At 64.7% G+C, this 16,367-nt stretch carries 11 protein-coding genes and 1 tRNA gene; 2 read left to right on the top strand and 10 right to left on the bottom strand.

Annotated elements, in window-relative coordinates; genetic code table 11:
• Positions 1-63: 63 nt before the first annotated feature.
• Positions 64-1,434 carry a sensor histidine kinase gene (locus OPU69_RS01840; protein WP_498509081.1) on the bottom strand — a complete coding sequence of 457 codons (1,371 nt, stop codon included), beginning with the start codon at positions 1,432-1,434 and terminating at the stop codon, positions 64-66.
• On the bottom strand, positions 1,431-2,153 hold the full coding sequence (locus tag OPU69_RS01835) for a response regulator (protein ID WP_498509080.1): 723 nt from the start codon (positions 2,151-2,153) through the stop codon (positions 1,431-1,433). Before OPU69_RS01835 ends, OPU69_RS01840 begins: the two co-directional genes overlap by 4 nt.
• A gap of 121 nt (positions 2,154-2,274) precedes the next feature.
• Here OPU69_RS01835 and OPU69_RS01830 point away from each other — a divergent pair, with 121 nt between their 5' ends.
• The gene (locus tag OPU69_RS01830; protein WP_498509079.1) at positions 2,275-4,890 is read left to right on the top strand and encodes a TonB-dependent receptor domain-containing protein; all 2,616 of its coding nucleotides are present in this window, start codon (positions 2,275-2,277) and stop codon (positions 4,888-4,890) included.
• Positions 4,891-5,076: 186 nt separating this feature from the next.
• Entirely contained in the window at positions 5,077-6,945 is a 1,869-nt protein-coding gene (gene asnB, locus OPU69_RS01825) for an asparagine synthase (glutamine-hydrolyzing) (RefSeq protein ID WP_498509078.1), read from the top strand.
• On the opposite strand, the gene OPU69_RS01820 is transcribed toward asnB, so the two are convergent.
• From OPU69_RS01820 to OPU69_RS01785, 8 genes are all read right to left on the bottom strand, one after another.
• Positions 6,933-7,706 carry a formyltransferase family protein gene (locus OPU69_RS01820; RefSeq protein ID WP_498509076.1) on the bottom strand — a complete coding sequence of 258 codons (774 nt, stop codon included), beginning with the start codon at positions 7,704-7,706 and terminating at the stop codon, positions 6,933-6,935. The two genes, asnB and OPU69_RS01820, sit on opposite strands and share 13 nt — an antisense overlap.
• Positions 7,703-8,860, bottom strand: a complete 1,158-nt coding sequence (locus tag OPU69_RS01815; protein WP_498509075.1) for a prenyltransferase/squalene oxidase repeat-containing protein — start codon at positions 8,858-8,860, stop codon at positions 7,703-7,705. The genes OPU69_RS01820 and OPU69_RS01815 overlap by 4 nt, the downstream gene beginning before the upstream one ends.
• Before the next feature lie 89 nt (positions 8,861-8,949).
• Positions 8,950-10,224 (bottom strand): glycosyltransferase, encoded by a 1,275-nt coding sequence (locus tag OPU69_RS01810; protein WP_498509074.1) that lies wholly within the window; start codon positions 10,222-10,224, stop codon positions 8,950-8,952.
• Between the two features lie 736 nt (positions 10,225-10,960).
• Positions 10,961-13,126: a catalase gene (locus OPU69_RS01805; RefSeq protein ID WP_498509073.1), complete on the bottom strand. Its 2,166-nt coding sequence runs from the start codon at positions 13,124-13,126 to the stop codon at positions 10,961-10,963.
• Positions 13,127-13,217: 91 nt separating this feature from the next.
• Positions 13,218-13,655 carry a PA2169 family four-helix-bundle protein gene (locus tag OPU69_RS01800; protein ID WP_498509071.1) on the bottom strand — a complete coding sequence of 146 codons (438 nt, stop codon included), beginning with the start codon at positions 13,653-13,655 and terminating at the stop codon, positions 13,218-13,220.
• Between the two features lie 297 nt (positions 13,656-13,952).
• Positions 13,953-14,026: transfer RNA gene (locus OPU69_RS01795), tRNA-Gly, on the bottom strand.
• A 117-nt stretch (positions 14,027-14,143) separates the two neighbouring features.
• Positions 14,144-15,028 (bottom strand): NAD(+) diphosphatase, encoded by an 885-nt coding sequence (gene nudC / locus OPU69_RS01790; protein WP_498509070.1) that lies wholly within the window; start codon positions 15,026-15,028, stop codon positions 14,144-14,146.
• Positions 15,029-15,049: 21 nt separating this feature from the next.
• Positions 15,050-16,348: a serine hydrolase domain-containing protein gene (locus OPU69_RS01785; protein WP_067511823.1), complete on the bottom strand. Its 1,299-nt coding sequence runs from the start codon at positions 16,346-16,348 to the stop codon at positions 15,050-15,052.
• Positions 16,349-16,367 lie beyond the last annotated feature (19 nt).

Below are 16,367 nucleotides of genomic sequence, written 5' to 3'. Positions count from 1 at the left end.
AGGCAATTCCGAAAGTCGCAAAGGGCATGATTCATCGACGAACTGCAATCTACCCGAAGCGGCTCAGACGCGCGGCAGGCGCAGGATTGCGATCACGCCGCCGCCGGGCGCATCGGACAGGGTGAAATCGCCGCGATTTTGCGCCACGAAGTCGCGCACGATGCTGAGGCCCAGGCCTGCCCCGCCTGTCCCCCGGTTGCGCGATGCATCGCCGCGCTCGAACGGGCGCATCAGCCGCTCGCGATCGGTCGCAGGGATGCCCGGGCCATTGTCGCTGACCGATATCCGCACTTGGCGCTCGTCCTGCTCCAGCGCGATCACGCCGCCGCCAGCATAGTCGATCGCATTGCGGACCAGATTCTCGATCGCGCGCCGGAAGGCGGGCTCAGGCACCCGGACGGTCGGAGTGTCGCTCGCCAGAAGCCGTATCGGGGCATCCGGCTGCGACATTTCCGCCGCGATGCTGGCGAGCAGCGGGCGGACATCCACGATCTCGGCAGGTGCAGCAGCGTCGCGCGCAAAGCTGAGGACTTCGTCGATCATCGCCTGCATCCGCTCGACATCCGCCACCATGCGCGCGCGCTGCGGCTCTGGCGCGGACTCGATGCGGAGGCGCAGACCGGTGAGCGGCGTGCGCAGGTCATGCGCGATGGCAGTCAGCATCCTGGCACGCTCCGCAGCCTCGATGGCGAGGCGGTTCTGCATCGCCGCGATCGCCGCCGCCGCTTCGCGCAATTCGCGGGGCCCCTCTTTGGGTATCTGCGCCGCATGATCCTCAAGCGCGCCTGCCAGCGCGCGGAACGGGCGCGTCAGCCGCCGCGCGAAGATCCATGCCAGCGGCGCAAGCAACAGCAGGCTGACGGCGAGCGCGATGAGGATGCTGCGCTGCCAGCCGCCCAGAAAGGGCTGAACCGGCTCGATCACGAGCCAGCGTCCGTCTGCCTGCCGCACGCTGGCGGTATAGGCCGGCAGTGGCATAGCCAGCAGGGCCGCACTCAACGCGCCATCGATCGCACCAGGATCGACGATCTCGATCTTTCCCGTCCGGCTCTGGCGCAGAATGAAAGGGGAAGGCAGATTGGTTGTCGCATTCGGCGCCTTGGAGGGTCGAGGCACCATCTGAAACCGGATCGATACCGGCTCGGCACTGTCGAGGCGCGTCACGCGCACATCGTGGGCGGGCTTGCCCAGGCGAGACGCGATCAGCAGCTCGACCATGGAGATGCGGGTGCCTGTCGGCGGGGCGGAATCGACCCTGCGTTCGAAGCCGTCAACCGGCTGGCGCAGCGCCGAGATCGCATCGATCGCCGTCATGCGTATCGATGGTGGTGGCGGAGCCGCCAGCACGATCGCGGCCGTGGTGGCCACGCTCAGCGCGGCGACGGCAACCCCGAAGCCGCCGATGGCCACCAGCGCGCTAGGTGCCCGCTTCATGCCGGACGCACCGCCGGAACGAACCGGTATCCCACACCGCGCACGGTTTCGATCAGCACCGTCTTGTCGGCCTCGGCCAGCTTGCGGCGCAGGCGGCTGACAGCAATATCGATCGCGCGGTCATAAGGCGCCGAATCAATTCCCCGTGTAAGGTCGAGCAGCGTATCGCGGCTGAGGATACGCCCCGGGCGGCGCACGAAGGCCGCGAGCAGCGCATGCTCGCCTTCGGTCAGCATCAGGGCCCGTCCTGCCGGGTCGCGCAGACGCCGCTGCTCGATATCGAGCCACCAGCCGGCAAAGGTCAGCCCCTGGGCCGTTTGGGGCTGGTCCGACCAATCGGCAGACGGCCGACGTAACAATGCCCGCACCCGCGCCAGCAATTCGCGCGGTTCGAAAGGCTTGGTCATGTAATCCCATGCGCCGACTTCCAGCCCGACGATCCGATCGGTCACGGCATCGAGCGCGCTCAGCATGAGGATCGGCGTGTCCCCACCGCCCAGGCGGCGGCACAGCGAAAGCCCGTCCTCGCCCGGCATCATGACATCCAGGATGATGAGATCGGCCGGTGCCTCGCCCAGCGCGCGATCGCAGGCAGCGGCATTCGCAGCGGCACGCACCGCATAGCCGTGCGCACCGAGAAAATCGGCAATCGCGTCGCGAATGCTGGCGTCGTCGTCGACGACCAGGATGCTGCTCATGGGATCGGTCAGTGGCTCCATCTCCGCGCTCCTAGCACGGCTTTGTAGCATTCGCGTATCAGCACCGGCTACGCGCGAGCCATCATCGCGTTACCCGGAGGTGCTTCTCCTCGCTCCTGCTTTGGCAAGCCGGAGAACCAACATGAAAGCACCCGCAACACCCCTTCTCGGCCTATGGGTCTGTACCCTCGCAGGCGCGCTCGCTGCGCAACCGATCAGCGCGAGCGACGCACTGAGCGCACCGCCTAGCGATGGGGCTCCATCCAAACCTGTCATCATGGGTGGTGACGGCAAGTCGCTTCCACCAGAGTTGCTGCGCCAGATCGAGGAGCAACTGAAAGCGGAAGCAGAAAAGAGGCCGGACGGCGCGAAGCCACCGGCACCTCAGATCAGGATTCTCGGTGCCGATGGCAAGCCGGTCCCTCCCGAGGTTGCGCGCCGGTTGCAGGAGCAATTCAAGGACCTGGTCCCGCCGGCGCCTGACAAGGACAGCGGGTCGGATCAGCTTTCTCCGAGAGAACCGGTCGACAAGCAGCCGATCGTCGTCTCCTCTCAGCGGCCTCGCGGTGCCATCGAAAGCGATGTTCCGGCGGAACGGACCTTCAACCAGCTGGATATCCGGGCGCTCGGCGCGGAGAACATCGCCGCCGTGCTCGACACGATCGGATCGCAAACGGCCAGCAACCGGGGTCGCGGGGACAGCGCGCCGGTGACCTTGCTGAACGGGCGCAGGGTTGCAGACTTTGCGGAAATCGCACGCATCCCGGCCGAAGCCATCGAGCGCATGGAGATCTTTCCGGAGGAAGTGGCGCTGCAATATGGCTTTCGGGCCGATCAGAAGGTCGTCAACATCGTCACCTTCGCGAATTTCCAGTCGCGCGTCGGCCAGGCCAGCGCGCTGGTCCCAGGCGAAGGCGGACGGGACAGCTGGATCGCGAATGCCGATTACCTGAAGCTTGCTGGCGACACGCGGATCGCGCTGGGCGCAACATACAGTCACGCCGAGCAACTGCTCGAAAGCCAGCGCGATATCCGCCAGTTTGCCGCCGCGCCGGACCTGGGAACAGCGCGCACCCTGCTGCCCGAGAGCGAGAGCCTTGCCCTGACGGGCGTTCTGAGCGGGCATGTGCTTTCCGATGTGGCGGCGACTCTCAATGGCCGGATTGATGTCAGCCGCAACGACAGCCTGCTCGGCGCAGACGGCACGCGGGCGCTGCAGCGCGACAGCGACCGCTCGCTCGTGCATTTCGGCACCACGATCAGTGGCCAGAGCGGCCGCTGGCAATGGTCGGCGCTCGGCAATTTCGACCGCATCGAGAGCGAGATAGTGACCGACAGGAGCGGCATCGGCTCCCGCCGCGATGCCGCACGATCGACCGATACGCTGGCCAATGTCGATCTGCTCGCCACCGGTCCGCTTGCAACCCTGCCTGCCGGGCCGTTCACCGCCAGTCTGCGTCTGGGGGCCGAATTCAGGGAGTTTTCGAGCCGGGCAGAATTCGCGGCAAACGAGGTTCGATCCGACCTTGCGCGCGATCGGGGGGCAGCGCAGATCAATCTTGGCCTGCCCTTGCTCGGCGATGCCGGTGGCAAGGCCTCGCCGCTCGGCCATCTCGCCCTGAACGGCAACGCCGCGTTCGAGCGCCTGTCCGACGCCGGGTCGCTATGGACCTATGGGTTCGGCCTGAACTGGTCGCCCGCGAAGGGGATAGACCTGGTGGCATCGGTGACGCACGAACAGGGCGCGCCCAGTCTTGAACAGCTGGGCGGCCCGGTTCTGGTGACGCCGAATGTCCGCACCTTCGACTTTGCCCGCCGCGAGGTCGTCGATCTCACCCGGATTTCGGGTGGCAACGCGGCACTGCGCAACGACGACCGGCGGCTTGTTCGGCTCGGCCTCAATCTGCACCCGCTCGCCAGAACCGATCTGACGTTCAGCATCGATTATGTCCGCACCCGCACCGACGATCCGATTGCCGCCTTCCCCATCGTCACCCCGCAGGTCGAGACCGCATTTCCCGAACGCTTTGCCCGGAGTAGCGATGGCCGATTGCTCGGCATCGATGCGCGTCCCGTCAATTATGCCGCCGCGCGCCAGCAGCAGCTGCGCTGGGGGGTGAACTTCACCCGTCCGCTCGGCGAGGTGCCCGACTTCATGCGCGATGCCCAGGTCCGCGTCGTCACCAGCGAGGCGGAGGCGCGGCGCCTGTTCCCCAATGCCGAAATGGTGCGCGCGCAGCCGGGAAGCGCCACGTTTCAGGGCGCCTCCAACCTTACCAGCCGCTTCTTTGTCAGCCTCTATTACAACTGGTATCTCGAGGACGAAATCGCGCTGCGGCCGGGTGTCCCGGTCCTCAACCTGCTGGAGGATGGCGCGGTCGACTTTCTGGGTGGTCGCCGTCGTCATGAGATCGATCTTCAGGCGGGTGTCTTCAAGCGCGGGCTCGGCGCACGCCTGACCGCAAGCTGGCGAAGCGGCACCCGCATTGCCCAACAGGGCTCGGCAGCGGGCGATCTGCGCTTCAATGATCTGGCGGTGGTCAATCTCGCCCTGTTCGCCAACCTTGCCGAGCGCTTCGGAGGCGAAACCGCACCGCGCTGGCTCAAGGGGATGCGGACGTCGATCGGGATAACCAACCTGTTCAACACCCGGCCGCAAGTCCGCGATGCTGCCTGGACAGTGCCGCTCAGCTACCAGCCGGCCTATCTCGATCCTCTGGGCCGGACATTCAGCTTCAGCCTGCGGAAACTGTTCTGATCCGGCGCATGCTTTGCCGGGCGAACCGTCGTCCAAAGGCGTCTGACTTGCCAACGACAGCCAACTGCGTCGCGGCTGCGAGATAACGGATCGGCTATCATTGCCAGGTGCACATTCCTATTTGAGCCGCGCGGGACATCGATGGAATAGCGCTTTGCTAACTCTTTCTGTGGTATTTTCCGGACGATGTGCGGCATTGTTGGACTGATTTGCGCTGACCCTCCCGAGCAACTGGCGCGGCGCGTGGCAGCCATGAACGGAGCGATCCTGCATCGCGGTCCCGACGATGATGGTGTGCATCTCGCGCCCGGGCTGGCGCTCGCGATGCGGCGGCTGGCGATCATCGATCTGAGCACCGGGCACCAGCCGATGAAGACCCCCGATGGCGTCACCATCGTGTTCAACGGCGAGATCTACAATTACCGGGCATTGCGCGCCGAGCTTGAAGCCAAAGGCTATGCCTTCCACACGCGTTCGGACACCGAGGTGATCCTGAACCTCTATCATGCCGAAGGCACCGCGGCCTTTGCGCGCCTTAACGGCATGTTCGCGGTGGCCATCCACGATGCGCGCAGCGACGAGCTCATCCTCGCGCGCGATCAGATCGGCATCAAGCCGCTCTATATCGCGGAGCATCAGGGCGAATTCCTGTTTGCCAGCGAGATCAAGGCGATCCTGGCCGCCCTGCCCGGCCGCCCCGCAATCGACCCGCAGGCGCTGTGGGATTATCTCTCGATGCGCTTCATGGCGCCCGACCGCACGATCTGGGCCGGCATCGGCAAGCTGGGGCCGGGGCAGCTGCTGCGCCGCAAGCTTAGCGATGGCCACCAGACCATCGAGACCTACTGGCGTGCCGACCTGACCCCTGGCGTCTTCGATCCGTCGCGCGATTATGCGCGAGAATTTGCCGACCAGTTCCTCGCGGCGGTCGACAGCCATATCGTGGCCGCCGACGTGCCCGTTGGCGCATTTCTTTCGGGCGGGCTCGATTCCGGGGCGATCGTGGCTGCGGCGAGCGAGCTTGGCCATCGCGATCTGCACAGCTTCTCGATCAGCGGCGATGGCGCTGGCGCCGATGACGAACTGCCGCTGGCGCGCGCCGTGGCCGAGCGCTTCGGCACCCGGCATCATGAAATCCGCATGGCGCAGGCCGATTATTTCGACGCGCTGGACGATGTGGTACGCGCCTTTGACGAGCCCTATGGCGATGCGACCGGCGCTGCGCTGTATCTGCTGTCGCGCAAGGCCAGCGAGCATGTGAAGGTGGCTATGTCGGGCGAAGGGTCGGACGAGCTGCTGCTAGGCTATACCCGGCCAGCCGATCTAGCGACCCTGGCCAAGGTCGCGCGCCGTTATGGTCATGTGCCCCGTCCGCTGCTGCGGCTGGCCGCGCGGCTCGTTTCGTCCGATCGCGCCTCGATCTTTCGCGCCATGGCCGAAGGCGGACCGGGCGCCTATCGCCGGGGCATGGCCGCGCATATCGGCTGGACGATCAGCGACGCGGAAAAGGCTGCGTTCTGGCGCGGGCCGGACATGGTACCCAGCTACGATCTGGTGCAGGGCTGGTACACGCTTGCCGACTCCGTCAACCCGCTGGCGCAGAGCCAGCAGGCCGATTTCGGCACCTGGCTGGTCGAGGACCTGCTGATGAAGGCCGACAAGATGGCGATGGCAGCGTCGCTGGAAACGCGCGTGCCCTTTCTGCACCTGCCACTGGTCGAATGGTGCCAGTCGACCCCGATCGAGGCCCGGATCGGCCTGCCGGGACAGTTCCGCACCAAGGCGGTGCTGCGCGATTTTGTCGCCACCCGCCTGCCCGATGCGGTGCTGAAGGCGCCCAAGCGGGGCTTCCCGCTGCCGATCTTCCCCTGGTTTGCCGAGCGGCTGCGCGATGCAGGCGGTTATGTTCCGGTCAGCCGCGAATTCCACAACTGGATATCGCTGGAAGGCCTGCAGCCGATCGTCGCGCGCGCCTGCAGGAACGAGCGGCGCGCGCTGGAGCAGCTCTGGGGCATCGCGATGTTCGACCGCTGGTGCGCGGTCTATGCCGATTGAGCGAGCCGCTGCTCGAGCAGCTGTGCGATTTGCGGGTGCATGGTGAAATACTGGCGGCCATCCTCGCGCCGCTGCGGTTCGGCCGTCGGTGCCTGACCGCTCGCCACCATCTCCGCGACCAGGTCGGCTAGAGCGGCTGCCTGCGCCTCGTCCACTGCCTTGCGCAGGGCAGCAATATTGCCGATGCCCTGGCGCGCCACCGGGACGATGCGGATGATCCGCCCGGTATCGATGCCCGGGTCGATCCAGTGCAATGTCGCCCCCAGCGGGCCGCCCTCCCAGGCCGCCCATTCGGCGACATTCATCCCGCGATAGCGCGGCAGCACCCCCATATGCGCATTGAGCACGCCGAGGCGCGGGATGCCGAGCAGCGGCGCGCGCAAGATGCCAGCGCCAGCATGGATCATCAGGTCGATGGCTTCGCCGCGCAGCCGGTCGAGCGAGGCGGCGGAAACCAGATCGGGCAGGTCGAGACACACGATTCCGTGCTGCGCCGCATAGCCTGCGGCATCGCGCATTAGGCCCGATGCGCTCGCCTGCGGCTGCTCTGCTTGGGGCTTGCCGCCCAGCCTGGAGAGCAGCTTGTCGGTCAGCGCCCCGGGCCCGCGCTCCAGGATCAGCGCGCGCAGCCGCGCCGTGGCTGGCGCAATCTGGGGCTGCTCGCAGACGATCAGCGCTGGCCGAATTCCGCGCGCCGCCAGCGCCGAGGCGACCACCGCGCCCTTGCGCGAGTGCCGGTGGGTGAGCAGCGCGATCCTCACGGGTTCGAAGCGGCCTCCTGAAGAAGCCTGCGCTTTTCGAGCAGGCCGTCGATGAAATATTTCGCGGCCCAATTGGGCAGCGCCTTGGGAATATAGCTGCCCCAGACCGGGTCCGATCCGCCGATCCCACCGGCAAGGCCAGGGTTTACATTGTCGCGAAGCTGCGCATGCTTGACCAGGTCGAGCGCCTTGAACCCGGCATTGGCAAAGCGCCAGTCGCCGTCAGCCCTTGTCAGCGCAAACCAGATCAGCGCCATCTGGGCGTTGCCGGTCAGGCATTGCGGATGTTCGACCTCGCGCCAGCGCCAGTCGAGCACGCCGGGCAGCCGCCGCGACAGTTCCAGCCGGCGCATGATCCCTTCGGCGGCCTGTCGCGCCGCGGCGATGCCGTCTTCGCGCTTCAGGATCAGGCTGGTCGTCAGCACGCCAGCCACCGTATAGGCGATGGTGTGGGTATAGGCGTTGCGGTCGCGATGCTGGTCCTCGGTAAAGCCCGCCAGATCGAACCAGCCGGTCGCCTTGTCCTGCCGTGCGAGCACCCAGTCCAGGTGCCGTTCCGCGCTGGCCAGCGCCGCGCTGTCGCCAAAGGCATCGCCATATTCGGCGAGCCAGCAGCTCAGGTGCGCGGCATAGGTTGCAGCGACATCGAGATAGAAATGGCGGCGATAGGCACCATCCGCATCCTGCACCGATATCAGCCACGCCGCGCAGCGGGCAGCGGCGGCAGCAGCCCGGCCGTCGCCTGTGCTGCGCGCCCAATGGGTGAGGCCATGCAGGATCTGCGCGCTGTTGAAGGGCGATGGTCTGGAGCGGTTCTCCAGCACCTCGCCTCCGGGAAAGGCTCCATCGGCCAGTTGCAGGCCGAGCAGAAAATCGATCGCGCGCGCAGCACGATCACGCCATTGCGGCTCGCCCCAATGGTCTGCCAGCTTGAGCAGCGTGGGGATGATATAGCCCGTGGTTTCGGGATAGCTGGACGACCATCCGCTCGCCAGCTTGTACCGCCCGGAAAAGCCACCATCACCCTGGCTGTCCTGCGCGGCGGCGAGCCAGCCGGCGGCAGCGCGCAGCGCCGCATCGTCCAGTGCTCCGGCCTCGTCGAGCGGACCTCTGCCGCTCACCTGATGCAGCAGATAGGCGCCATGCCCGGCCATCCAGGGCCGGCAATCCAGAGCGTGACGGGCAGCGATCTTCACCGAGGCAAGCATGGTCCTGTCCATAAGGCGGGCGACTTAAAGCCGGGCTAACGCAGGATGTCGGCTATGGCCGCGTCGACCTGCTGGAACTGGGTTTCGCGAAGATAGGCGCGGGTCGGCTCCTCCAGCAGATCCGGCAGTCGGCCGCCATGGGCGTCCTTCTGCGCCAGCCAGGCGAGAAGTTGGCGCGCGATGTCGTCCGGATCGGTCATCACCACGCCAAAGGGACCTGCACGCACGATGTCCGCGGCCTCGCCGGTGAGCGAGCCGATTGAAAGGATCGGCCGGCGGGCACCGATATATTCGAACAGCTTGCCCGGGATGATCGCATCCTCGGCGGGGTCGTTCCAGCGACACAGCAGCAGCGCATCGGCCTCGCGCTCCAGCTTCAGGATTTCGGGGCGCGGAACGGGGTCTCGCATTTCGATACAGTCCGAAACGCCGTGATGCGCAGCGCCCGACAGCACGGCCGATTCCTCGTCGTGAAAGAAGATCACCCGAATTCGCGCCCGGGCCGAAGCGTCAAGCTTTGCAAGTGCGGCCAGCAACATCGTCGGTTCGCGCTGCCCGGCATAGATTATCCCGGCATGGACCAGGGTCAGCCGGTGCGGATCATGCGCAGATACACTGTCGAGCGAGGCGAAATCGTCTGCACCGAAACCGTTATAGCTGAGCGTCACCGGCCGACCGAGCGCGCGGCCAACACGCTTGGCCGAGCCGCGAGTGAGCACCACATGCCCCGCTGCTTTCGCCAGCGTGGTCCAGGCATAGCGACGCGCGATCGGCTCGAACAGCGGGTGGCCGTCATTATACGGGTTGTCCGCCCAGAGGTCGCGAAGCTCGGCCACCCATCGGCACCGCAACCGCCGGGCAATCTGGCAGGCAACGACATGGCCGGAATGGGGCGGAGCAGTGGAATAGATCAGGTCCGGCTGCCATTGCCCTGCCATCGCCACCGCGTGCTCGACGGCAGGCTTGATCCATTTGCGGTACCGGTCGGGGAAGTGGACCACCTGACGATACAGCGTCTTGCAGCTCTCTATATGGGGCTTGAAGCGGCTATCTGGCTTCGCGAGCAGGACCTTGGCACTGTCTGCAGCCTGGCGCAGCACCGGCGCGGGGGGGCTGAACGGAATGTAGCGAACCGCCTCGGGCGCCAGACAGTGCTCAAGCTGTCCGGCAACCGCCGGATTCTCGAGCGCAATGACCCGCACGTCATGGCCCTGCTGCGACCACCAGCGCGCAAGCATGGGGGCACGCACCGCACCCAGCGGAGAATAAGGCGGAAAAAAACCCGCAACGAGCAGGATGCGATGCTGCATGATTTTGCGTCCGCTCAGCAATCGGCGGCCAGGATGGCAATCTGGCGTTTGCGGGCAAAAGCGGGGAACAGGCCTGGTTCGATGTGCATGTCAGCCTTTGCTTTTTCCTGGCACGTCTGGTGTCCGGCCTCGCTCGCCCCGACCTGGCGGCGTGATCGGCGGTGAAAACCCAAATCATGCGGCGCAGACAGGTGCATCTGAGGGATGGATAATGCCCCGGATTGCTCCAGCTGCGACCCGGCAACACCGGGGCATCACCATGGATCTGCTCCAATTCGCGCTCCGGGATCCTGTGCTGCCATATCAAGCTACACGATATCCCTCCCGGCACGCAGGAACCGGATTATATTCCATGATAATTGGCAAAAAGAAATTAGAAATCATTCCATGGCCTGCATAGAAAAAACCTATCAGGTGACTGCAGTCCCACAATTATTGTGCAATTTAATATCCACGTATCTGCGGATATTCGATAATACTCGATCAAAAGGCGCGGCCTGCACAGCTGATGCGTACGCAGGAACAGTGCTGCACAGCTGCCGAGAGAACATACGGGGCAAGCGCAGTTCTTCTGGAAATCCGCTTGCCCTCAGGCTGCGCCGCAACGCGCAATCGGCAGAGCCTGGCGCATGAAACCATTGCTGGGCTCATGCGCCAAATTTCTCCTGCGGCGACCTGCTGCCAGACGATCTCCAGCCCGCCATGGCCGTCAGGTTGCCGCCAGAATCAGCGAAAGTCAGGCGAGGTCGCGAACCTTCGGCTCTCGCGCCCAGTGTCGGACGGGCCCGATCGCCATAAAGGCTTCAGGATCCACGACCCCGTCATCGGGCTCGATATTGGCCTTGGGCAGCAGGTGCTCACGTGTACCTGCACAGGCACCGATGGTCTTGCAGTGATACCAGGCATCGGCGAACCAGGCCACCGCACCGACATCCTTCGCCAGTTTCTCGGCGCGCTCCGGCAACAGCATGGCAACCACTGCGTCAAAGAGCACCGAAGGGGAACCTGCGAGCTGGCCATTGGCTTTGAGTTCCCCACCCTTCAACTTTAGCGGACCGATTTTCGGCGCTACCAGAAACGCCGTGCCGCCAGCGGTTTGGATGTCGGACACCAGCTGCGTGATCGCCTGGCGATCCGATCCCTCGTCGAACAGGATACCAATCTTGCGGCCCTTGAAGGTCTGCTTGGCCTGTTTCTGGATCGACAGGGCATCGGAAGTGCCAAGATCGACCGGCGCCTTGGCTGCAGCCGCCCGTCCGGGAAGCTCGATACCCAACCCGTCGGCGACCCGCTTGGCGAGGTCCTCGTCGACATTCCGAAGCCGCGCGATCAGCCGCGGCGGAACATGTTCGATCTCCACCTTCGAGAGCTCGAAAACGAGCGCGGATGCAATATGCGCCTGCTCGTTTTCGGTCTGCGACCGGTAGAACAACCTCGCCTGGCTGTAGTGATCGGCAAAGGCTTCCGCGCGTACCCGCAGCTTCTCGGCGGGATCGTTGCGCTCCGCATTCTCCCTGAAGGAGGTGAACCCGGTTTCGGGGCATGCACGCGGACCGCCATGCTCGCCTGCCTCGGCAAGGCTGTTGGGTTCGTAATTGGCGCGCCCGGTCGGAACGAGGGTCTGCATCAGACCATCGCGCTGAAAATTATGGAACGGGCATTTGGGCGCGTTGATCGGAATCTGGTGGAAATTGGTCGTCCCCAGCCGCGACTTCTGCGTGTCGAGATAGCTGAACAGCCGCCCCTGAAGCAGCGGATCGTTGGAAAAGTCGATTCCCGGCAGAATGTTGGTCGGCAGGAATGCCGCCTGCTCGGTTTCCGCGAAGAAATTGTCGACATTGCGGTTCAGTGTCATCCGACCGATGACCTCGACCGGGATTTCCTCCTCGGGGATCAGCTTGGTCGCATCGAGCACGTCATAGGGCTGTTGCGAGGCCCAGGCTTCGTCGAACACCTGAACGCCGAGGTCCCATTGCGGGAAATTGCCGGAATCGATCGCCTCCCACAGGTCGCGACGATGAAAGTCGGGATCGGCGCCCGCAATCTTGACCGCCTCGTCCCAGGTGGTGCTCTCCAGCCCCAGCACGGGCTTCCAATGGAACTTCACGAACTTACCTTCGCCCTTGGCATTGACGAAGCGGAAGGTGTGGACGCCGAAGCCTTCGATCATGCGCAACGATCGCGGAATGCCCCGGTCCGACATGGCCCACATGATCATGTGCATGGCCTCGGGCATCAGGCTGATAAAGTCCCAGAACGTATCATGGGCGCTGGCGGCCTGCGGATAGCCCCGGTCGGCCTCCATCTTCACGCTATGGACCAGATCGGGAAATTTCATCGCATCCTGGATGAAGAAGACGGGGATATTGTTGCCGACCAGGTCCCAATTGCCTTGCTCGGTGTACAGTTTGACAGCAAATCCGCGTACATCGCGCGGCGTGTCTACGCTGCCCGACCCTCCCGCGACGGTCGAAAAGCGCACGAAGACGGGGCAGCTATTGCCCTTCTTTTGAAACAGCGCCGCCTTGGTCCACTCGGGAATCGCCTTGCTCACCTCGAACGTTCCGTGCGCGCCCGAACCGCGCGCATGCACGATACGTTCGGGAATTCGCTCATGATCGAAGTGAAATATCTTTTCGCGGAGCACGAAATCTTCGAGCAAGGTCGGCCCGCGTTCGCCGGCCTTCAGCGAATTTTGATTGTCAGCAATCCGGTGGCCGAAATTATCGGTCAGATGGTCCTGCCCGGCAGAGTGGTCAGCCTCTGGGGGAACATTCTGGTGGAGCTCGCCGGCATTGCCCTCGGCTTCGGAAATGGGCGAGGCCCCTGCCCCGGGCTGATGGTCGGCAAGAGCATTGCGGGTAGCGGGCGAAGGAAGGTCTTTTGCGTCAGGTGCCGACATTGTGAGCACTCCTGTCAGGGGAGAACACGACACACCCCGCGGTCCCGCTCGGGACACCGCCGGGTGTGCGATGGTAGAAGGGCGGTTGGGATCAGTCGTACTGGCGCGCCAGCTGATCGGTCAGACGCTCGCCTTCCCTCACTTCGCGAGACGCCTTCTCGATCACGGCCCGTGAGGCCGGATCGAGATCGCGCTCCTCAAGGGCTGCCTCGAATTTCTTGACGAGATAATCCTCGCCCTCTTCGGCACGCTCGGCGGCAGCTTCGTCGCCTTTTTCGAACAGCGACGTGATGTCCGCCCAAAGCCGATGCAGGCCGCCAGCGGTCGTCCCGCTCGTCACGCGATCGCCACCGACGCGTACCAGTTCCTGATTGAGCGCATCGAGCGTCGACTGACGCTTCTGCGCCTGCTGGGTCAGGACAGCCTTGAGCTGCGGCGACTTCGCGGTCTCAGCCGCCTTGCGATAACCTTCGACCGAATCAAAGGTCGTCTCGACCAGTGATTTCATGGTGCTGCGGGTCGCTTCCATATCTGTCTCCATCCTGTTTTATTGCTGCGCCAAATCGGCGGGCACTTGCAGCAATAAGCAGGGCTCGGCAGATCGTTCCCAGGCAGGCGACAGCGTTACAGGCCGCCGCCCCAACACATCGCCCCATGGGCCGCTATCTGGCGGGGAGGCGTAAGCTCATTTCATCGTTGCTGCTTCCATGCTGACCATAGCAGCGACGATGATGCTTTGGATTTACGCCGATGGAAGGTGCGTAAGGACAGGATCAAAAACGCTGATGAGCGCGTCGTAGCGCAAGCATTCCAAAACCTGCGGCCCTGGAGCGGGTAGCGGGAATCGAACCCGCCTAGCCAGCTTGGAAGGCTGGAGCTTTACCACTAAGCTATACCCGCGCGCCTGGCGCCGTGTGGCGTGGTCGGGCGCACATGCCACCGGATGCGGGGCGCGTCAATATCTGGCGTGATGCGCCGCGACCGGCTGAGCCCCTGGCCCCAGCGCTATCCCCGCCCCTATTGCTGCGCCAGCCAGTGTTTCAGCAGATCATGCGCGATCGCGAAGGGCGGCGGCGCGATGAAGGGGGCGCTTTCGTCTCCCGCCATCGCGGCGCGGACCTCATCGGCGCTGAACCAGCCTGCCTCCTCGATCTCGGTGGTATCGAGCGTCAGTTCATCGCTCAGAGCCTCGCTGGTGCACGCGATCATCAGCGACGAGGGGAACGGCCAGGGCTGGCTGGCGACATAGCGCACGTTCCTCACGCGCACGCCCGCTTCTTCCCACAGCTCGCGCGCGACCGCTTCCTCGATGCCCTCGCCCGGTTCGACGAACCCGGCCAGCGCGGAAAAGCGGCGCGCCGGGAAGCGCGGTTGGCGGCCGAGCAGCACCTTGCCCTGATATTCGGAGAGCATGATCGTTACCGGATCGACGCGCGGGAAATGCTCCGCGCCGCAGCCGGTGCACGTGCGCGACCAGCCGCCCTTGCTCATCGCACTCGCCGCGCCGCACAGCGAGCAGAAGCGGTGTCGGGCATGCCAGTGGACAAGTGTGCGCGCGCCGCCATAGAGCGCCAGCTCGTCGGCGGGCAGCCCTGCGAGCATCTGCCAGACACGCGGATTGTATTGCAGCCCAGACCCGCGTTCGCCGCGTTTCAGCTCGGCAAAATGCGCCTTATCGTCGATCAGGCCAAGGAAGATGAACTCGCTGTCAGGCGCGGCATCGGCCAGGCTGCGCCAGACCAGCCGGCCTTCGAAATCCACCTCGGGCTCGAGCCCGTTGAGGGTAAGCAGCTTCGCCTTCCAGTTCATGTATCCGGCGAGCCGGTCCGGATCGACGCGCACCTTGTCGGCACGGTCGATGCGGTTGCCGGTCAGTGCCGGTGCAATCAGCGACAGACTCATGACGATGCCCCCGGCCCGCGCTCAGCCCATCGCCTTGAGCTGCTCGTACACCATCTGCGGGAATTCGCGCTGGAACGGATAGGTATCGGACGGCATGTACTGGGTATAGCCCGATGCGCGAATGCCGCGGACATGATCGACAAAAGCCACGGTCCCCGCAGCGCCGCCCCAGCCATAGGTACCCGCCGGCCCCTTGTCGTTGCCGAGGCCAACGCGTCCGCCCGCGCCAAAGCCCTGGTTTTCGACCCAGGTCCCCTTGGTCACCGCGGTCTGCGGCAACAGGTTGGACATGCCCATCAAGGCCGTTTGCTCGGACATGATCCGGGTGCCGTTCAGCTGCCCCTTGCCGACCAGCATCGCGAGAAAGCGGTCATAATCCGCCGCGCTGCTGACCAGCCCTGCCCCGCCGAACGGGAAGGCGGGCGGCACGGTGAAGATGCTGTCCTGCGCCGGATCGATCGGGATCAGCGCACCGGCAAACGGCGCGTAATTCGTGCTGAGCCGCGCGACCTCGCTCTGGGGCACGGTCCAGTAACTGCTCGTCATGCCAAGCGGATCGAAGATGTTCTTCTGCAGGAACGCGCCGAATTCCATGCCCGATGCGATCTGGATGACATAGCCGAGCAGGTCGAGCCCGATCGAATAGCTCCAGATCGTGCCAGGCTCGGCAATCAGCGGCAGCGCAGCGACACGGCGCGCGAATTCGTCGATTGGCGGGGTCGGCGCGGGTACCGGGAAGCCGGGGATCGGCGTCTTGCTGACCGCACCGGGATTGATGCCCTGCTTCAGATATTCCTCGAGCAGCGGTCCCTTGGTGACGATGCTATAGCCGAGCCCCGCCGTGTGCGTCATCAGGTGGCGCGGGGTGATCAGCGTCTTGGCGGGTACCGAATCGAGGTTCTTGGCCGGATCGGTCAGCACCTTCATGTTGGCGAATTCGGGGATGAAATCGGCGATCGGCTGGTCGAGCTTCAATTTGCCCTGTTCGATCAGCATCATCGCGGCCATGCCGGTGATCGGCTTGGTCATCGAATAGACGCGCCAGAGCGAATTGGCATCGACAGGGGTCGGGATGTCGAGCGCAAGATTGCCCGCGCCGATCAGAGCCGCCGGCTGCGCGCCAAAGCCGAGCGAGACCAGCATGCCCGCCACTTTCTTGGTCGCGACATAATCCTCCACCTGCTTGCGGATCAGGCTGAAATCCCCGCTCGCCATCGCCCGGGCATAGCCGGGCATCGCAGCGAACAGGCCCAGCAGACCCGCCGAACCCAGCATGTGGCGGCGACTCATCTGCGGCATCTGGCTCATAAGCTTCGACATGTGTTTCTCCCGTTCATCG

This window comes from Blastomonas sp. 34TW, from assembly GCF_059803595.1.
This window is presented reverse-complemented; position numbering and strand designations above follow the sequence as displayed.